Genomic DNA, 6,614 nt, shown 5'->3' on the forward strand with positions numbered 1-6,614 from the left:
CGTGGCTGCCCGGCCGCGCGCCCGCCGCCTGCAGGCGCGCGGCCAGGGCGGTGGCCGCCGCGTGCAGCTGCGCATAGCCCAGTTCAATATCGTCATCCATGATGGCCGCGGCCTGCGGCGTGAGCGCGGCCTGGCGCGCCAGCAGCGCATGCAGACCGCCATCGGGCAAGCCCGGCGCGTCCGCATGCGCGCCGCCATCGCCCAGGGCCAGCAACTGCGCCCGCTGCGCGGCTGGCAGCAGGTCCAGGCGCAACACTGGTGTGGCGGGCGCCTGCACGATGGCTGCCAGCAGCTGCGTGAATTGTTCCGCCATGCGGGCGATGGTGGCTGGCTCGAACAGGGCCACGCTGTAGTCGATGACGCCGGACAGCGCGCCGTCGAGCTCCACCATCGACAGGGTGATCTCGAAGCGGGCCGCCTTGAATGGCGGCTCGAACGGGCCGGGACGCAGACCGTGCCAGGCCGCCTGCGCCGCTTCCTCGCTGGCGCTGGCGGCGGGCGCCTGCAGCACGAACATGGTCTGGAACAGGGTGCTGCGCCCCGGCACGCGCTCGATGCGCAAGCCGTCGAGGATGCGCTCCAGCGGCGCTTCCGCATGCGCCAGGGCGTCGAGGAAGTGCTGGCGGTTGCGCGCCAGCAGGGCGGTAAAGGCGGGATCGTCCGACAGGTCCGCGCGCAGGGCCAGGGTGTTGACGAACAGGCCGATCAGCGGTTCGGACTCCGGCGCGTCGCGGTTGGCCACGGGGGTGCCGACCACCACGTCATCCTGGCTGGCCAGGCGCGCCAGCAGCACCTGGAAGGCCGACAGCAGGGCCATGAAAAGGGTCGCGCCCTCGGCCTGCGCCACGGCCTTGAAGGAGCGGGACAAGGCGGGCGGCACCACGAAGGCGTGGCGTTCGCCGGCGGGCGACAGGCTGGGGCCGCGCGGCGCGTCGGCCGGCAGTTCCAGCATGCCGCTGCTGCCGTCGAGCGCCTGGTGCCAGAAGGCCACCTGGCGCGCCAGCGCGGCCTGGCGCGGCGGCGAGGCTTGCCAGCGCACGATGTCGGGGAAGGCCAGCGGCAAGGGCGCCAGCGGCGACGGCGCGCCTGTGGCGTGGGCGCGGTACAGGGCCTGCAGCTCGCCATACAGCACGTTGAGCGACCAGGCGTCGGCGATGATATGGTGCAGCACCACGATCAGCGCGTACTCCTGCGGCGCCAGGGTCACCAGGCTGGCGCGCAGCAGCGGCGGGCGGGCCAGGTCGAATGGGCGCTGCGTCTCGGCGCCCGCGTAATCGAGCGCGGCCGCGTGCGCGGCGGCGAAGTCCAGCTGCGACAGATCCAGGCGCTGCAGGGTGAAGGGTGCGTGCGCCGCCACCGTCTGCAGCGGCTGGCCGCCTTCCTCGCCAAAGCCCGTGCGCAGTGCCGCGTGGCGCGCGACGATGGCGGCAAATGCCGCTTCCAGCGCGGCGGCGTCCAGCGCGCCGCTCAGGCGGCAGTGCTGGTACAGGTGATAGGCGCCCGTGCCCGGCTGCAGGCGCTCGAAGAACCACATGCGCTGCTGCGCCGGCGACTGCGGCAGCGGCGTGCCGTCGGCCAGCGGCGGCAGGGCGCCCACGGCATCGCTCATGGATATTTGCGGCGCGGCGCCTGCGGCCAGACGCTGGCGCAGCAGGGCCAGCTGCCGCGGCGTCAGGCGCGCCAGGCGCGGGTCGTCATGGAGGGGGGATAGGCTCATGTGTTTTCCAGTGCGCCGCCCAGCAGCGCTTCGATGTTGTCGTCCGAAAGGCCTTCCAGCTGATCCAGCATGCTGGCCAGGTCGCCCGCATCCACGCTGTCGAGGCGGTTGCGCATCAGGGCCGCGCCGAAGGCGGCCACCGTGGGCGCCTCGAACAGCAGGCGCAGACTGAGTTCGCCGCCAAACGCCTTTTGCGCGCGCATCACCAGCTGCGTGGCCAGCAGCGAGTGGCCGCCCAGCTTGAAGAAGTTGTCCTCGATGCCCACGCGCTCGAGGCCCAGCACTTCCTGCCACAGGCCGCACAGGATTTCCTCGTCGCCGTTGCGCGGCGCGACATAGCTGTGGCCGGGTGCCGCCTCGATGTCGGGCACGGGCAGGGCATTGCGGTCGACCTTGCCGTTCGGCGTCATCGGCAGGTGTTCGAGCATCACGTAGGCCGAGGGCAGCATGTAGTCGGGCAGCTGCGGCGCGATGGCGTCGCGCAGGGCCGCCGCCTGCAGCACCTGGCCCGGCTGCGATAGCAGATAGGCCACCAGGCGCTTGTCGCCGGGACGGTCTTCGCGGCAGATGACGACGGCCTGGCGTACGCCCGCCTGGTCGCCCAGCACGGCTTCGATCTCGCCCAGCTCGATACGGTAGCCGCGCAGCTTGACCTGGTTGTCGATGCGGCCCAGCACTTCCATGTTGCCGTGGCGGCTCCAGCGCGCCAGGTCGCCCGTGCGGTACAGGCGCGCTCCCGGCTCCGGCGAATGGGGGTCGGCGAGGAATTTTTCCGCCGTCAGTTCGGGGCGCGCATGGTAGCCCTGCGCCACGCCGGCGCCGCCGATCAGCAGTTCGCCCGGGATGCCGGGCGGCAGCGGCTGCAGGAAGGCGTCGGCCACGTACAGGCGCGTATTGGCGATGGGACGACCGATGGCGATCGGCGCGCCGTCCGCCTCGATTTTTTCCACGCTCGACCAGATCGTCGTCTCCGTGGGGCCGTACATATTCCACAGGGTGCCGCCGCCGGTCAGCAGGCGGTCGGCCAGTTCGCGGCTCAGCGCCTCGCCGCCGCACAGCATGGTCATGCCGGGACGGCTTTGCCAGCCCGCGTCGAGCAGCATGCGCCAGGTGGCGGGCGTCGCCTGCAGCATGCTCGCCTGCGAGCTGTCGAGCAGGCGCGCCAGCTCCATGCCGTCGGCCGCCGTGGCCGGGTCGGCGATCTCGATGCGCGCCCCCACCGTCAGCGGCAGCAGCAGTTCCAGCACGGCGATGTCGAACGACAGGGTGGTGACGGCGCACAGGCGGCCTGCGGCCGTGATGCCGGGCCGCTCCTTCATGGACAGCAGGAAGTTGACGACGGCGCCGTGCGGCAGGCGCACGCCCTTGGGCCGGCCCGTCGAGCCGGAGGTATAGATGACGTAGGCCGTCTCGCCCGCCGCCACGCGCGCGGGCGGCGCCACTTCGTTCAGGCGCGCCTCTTCCAGCAGCACCAGGGCCGGGCCGCTGGCCGGCAGCAGCGGCGCCAGCGCGCGCTGCGTGACGACGCAGCGCGTTTGCGCATCGTCGAGCATGAAGGCGATGCGTTCGGCCGGGTAGATGGGGTCGAGCGGCACGTAGGCGGCGCCCGCCTTGAGGATGCCCAGCAGCGCCACCAGCATGTCGGGCGAGCGCTTGACGAACAGTCCCACCAGTTCGCCCGGCTGCACGCCGCGCGCCAGCAGGTGGCGCGCCAGCGCATCGGCGCGCTGGTCCAGCTCCGCGTAACTGAGTTCCCGTCCCAGGTGCGACAGGGCGATGGCTTGCGGCGTGCGCGCCGCCTGCGCCTCGAACAGCGCATGCGCCGTCAGGGCGCCGCCGGCCGGCAGGGCGCGCGCCGTGTCGTTCCAGTCGTGCAGCACGCTGCGCCGCTCGGCGGGCGTCAGCAGCTCCAGCTCGGACAGGCGGCGGTCCGGATCGCCCAGCGCGCTTTGCAGCAGTTGCTGCAGGTGGCCCGCCATGGCGGCGATGGTGGCTGCGTCGAACAGGTCGGTCGCGTATTCGATGTACATGGCCAGGCCCTGGTTTTCCTCGCTGGCGAACAGGGTCAGGTCGACGCGCGAGGTGCCCGACGAGATGACGCCCGGCTCGATCGGCGACAGCACCAGCCCGTGCAGGCGGATTTCCTCGGACGGGAAGTTCTGGAAGAACAGCATCACCTGGAACAGGGGCGAGTGGCTCAGCGAACGGTCGATCTTCAGCACGTCGAGCAGGCGTTCGACGGGCATGTCCTGGTGCGCATACGCGCCCAGGGTGCCGTCCTTGACGCGCGCCAGCAGTTCGCGGAAGGTGGGGTCGCCCGTCAGGTCCGTGCGCAGCGCCAGGGTATTGGCGAAAAAGCCCACCAGCGCCTCGAGTTCCTGGCGCGGCCGGTTCGCCACGCCCATGCCGATGACGAGGTCGAGCTGGCCCGTGTAGCGCGCCAGCAGCGCCTTGAAGGCCGCGGCAAACACCATGAACGGCGTCGCGCCTTCCTGGCGGCTCAGGCGTTTCAATCCGTCATACAGGGTCGGGTCGAGGCGGTGCACGGAGGCCGCGCCGCGCCGGCTTTGCTGCGCCGGGCGCGGACGGTCGCCCGGCAGCTCCAGCACGGGCGGGTGGCTGACGAGGCGCTGCTGCCAGTAGGCGAACTGCTTGCGCATGGTCTCGCCCTCGTCGTCGAGCAGGGCGTTCTGCCACAGCGTGTAGTCGGCGTACTGCAGCGGGACCTCGGCCAGCGGCGACGGCAGTCCCGCGCAATAGGCGTCGTACAGCTGACACAGTTCCGTGTAGATGATGGTGTAGGACCAGCCGTCGAGCGCGATGTGGTGGCCGTTCAGCACGAACAGGTGCTGTTCCTCGTCCAGGCTGATGAGCACGGCGCGCAGCAACGGCCCCGTGCTGAAGTTGAACGGCGTGCCCGCTTCCTGCTGCGCCAGCGCGGCCGCTTCCTCGCGCCGCTGCGCGGCCGGCACATGCTCCAGGCTGACGCGGCGCAGCGGCACGGGCGCCGGCGGCAGGATGCGCTGCTGCGGTCCCGCGTCGTCGGTGACGATGGCCGTGCGCAGCACCTCATGGCGGCGCACGATTTCATCGAGGCTGCGCTGCAGGATGGCGCAGTCGGGCCGCCCGCGCATCCACATCGCCGACGGCACGTTGTAGGTGGCCGAATTCGGGTCCATCTGTTCCAGGAACCACAGGCGGTTCTGTGCATGCGAGACGGGAATGCGCGCGGGCCGGGGCTGGCGCGTGATTTCCCGGCGGGCGGCGGGCGCCGCCTGCTTGCTCAGCTGCTGCATCAGCAGCGCGCGTTTTTCCGGCGACAGGCCGGCCAGGCGTTGGTTCAAATCAGTCATGTCATCATCCCAGGATAGGCGAGTCGCCGACGGGCGCGGGCGCGTGCTGCAATTGCGCGCTGGCCTGTTCGTCGCTCAGGTTGTCAAGTTGTTTCAAGAGTTCGTCGAGTGCGTCCGCATGCTGGCTGGCCAGCTGCAGGGCGATGGCGTCGGCCATCTGCGCCAGCCGCGGCGCGTCGAACACGGCGCGCAGCGGGAAATCGATGGCGTAGTGCTGGCCGATGCGCGCCACCAGCCGCGTCGCCAGCAGCGAGTTGCCGCCGACGTCGAAAAAGCTGTCGCCGGGTCCCACGCCTGCCAGGCGCAGCAGGGGGCGCCACAGCCGCGCCAGGGTTTCCTGCTCGGCCGACAGGGCCGCCGCCGGCGTGTCCACGGCCACGTCGGCCGGGTCGGGCAAGGCATGGCGGTCCACCTTGCCGTTGGCGTTCAGCGGCCAGCGCGGCAGCACGACAAACGCCGCTGGCAGCATGTAGGCGGGCAGCTGGGCGCGCAGCGCTTCGCGCGCGGCGGCCACGTCGAAGCCGTCGGCGGCCGTCAGGTAGGCCACCAGGCGCTTGTCGCCGGGGCTGTCCTCGCGTGCCAGCACCAGCGCCTCGCGCACGCCGGCGCAGGCGGCCAGGCGCGTCTCGATCTCGCCCGGCTCGATGCGGTAGCCGCGGATCTTCACCTGGAAGTCGTTGCGGCCGGCAAATTCGATGCTGCCGTCCGCGCGCCACTTGCCCAGGTCGCCGCTGCGGTACAGGCGCGCGCCTGGCTGCGCCGAGAACGGGTCGGCGATGAAGCGCTCGGCGCTGTGCTGCGGCAGGTTCAGGTAGCCGCGCGCCACGCCGTCGCCGCCGATATGGATCTCGCCGGGCACGCCCACGGGCACGGGCTGGCCCAGGGGATCGAGCAGGTAGACCTGCGTGTTGCCGATGGGCCGGCCGATGGGAATGGCCCGCGCCTCGTGCGGCGCGCCCGTCACGGCATGGGTGGTGGCGAACGTCGTCGTTTCGGTGGGGCCGTAGCCATTGAGCAGATGGCGCGGCGGGTGCGCCTTGCCCATCACCCGCGCCACCACCTGCGGATCGAGCACGTCGCCGCCCGCCAGCAGCCAGCGCAGGCCGCCGAACGCCGCTTCCAGCGCGTCCGCATATTCGTGGAACAGGCCCGCCGTCAGCCACAGGGCCGTCACGCCGCCATCGGCCAGCGCGCGGTTGAAGCGCACCGGATCGAGCAGCGTGTCCTGGTCGAACACCAGCACCGAGGCGCCGTTCAGCAGCGGCGCCCACAGCTCCCAGGTGGCCGCGTCGAAGGCGGGGTTGGCGCAGTGGGCCACGCGGTCGCCGTGCTCCAGCGGGGCAAAGCCGCTGTCGACGGCCAGGCGCACGATGTTGCGGTGCTCGACCATCACGCCTTTCGGCATGCCCGTCGAGCCAGAGGTGTACATCACGTAGGCCAGCGACCGTGCGTCGATGCCGGCGACGGCGGGATCGGTATCGGGCAGGCTGCTGGCGGGCGCCGCGCCCGGCTCGGCCAGCAGCAGCGGCGGGCCGCCGGCGGGC

3 protein-coding genes are annotated in these 6,614 nt (G+C 71.7%); all 3 read right to left on the minus strand.

The window, feature by feature from the left end; genetic code table 11:
- A partial coding sequence (locus GCN78_RS28675; RefSeq protein ID WP_226939872.1) for a condensation domain-containing protein occupies positions 1-1,717 on the minus strand: 1,717 nt, incomplete at its 3' end.
- Positions 1,714-5,070 (minus strand): non-ribosomal peptide synthetase, encoded by a 3,357-nt coding sequence (locus tag GCN78_RS28680; RefSeq protein ID WP_152254729.1) that lies wholly within the window; start codon positions 5,068-5,070, stop codon positions 1,714-1,716. The genes GCN78_RS28680 and GCN78_RS28675, both read right to left, overlap by 4 nt.
- Positions 5,071-5,074: 4 nt before the next feature.
- Positions 5,075-6,614 (minus strand): non-ribosomal peptide synthetase (locus GCN78_RS28685; protein ID WP_152254730.1); only part of this gene is annotated, 1,540 nt, incomplete at its 5' end.

Origin of the sequence: Janthinobacterium rivuli (genome assembly GCF_009208735.1) — a bacterium.
GTDB lineage: Bacteria > Pseudomonadota > Gammaproteobacteria > Burkholderiales > Burkholderiaceae_D > Janthinobacterium.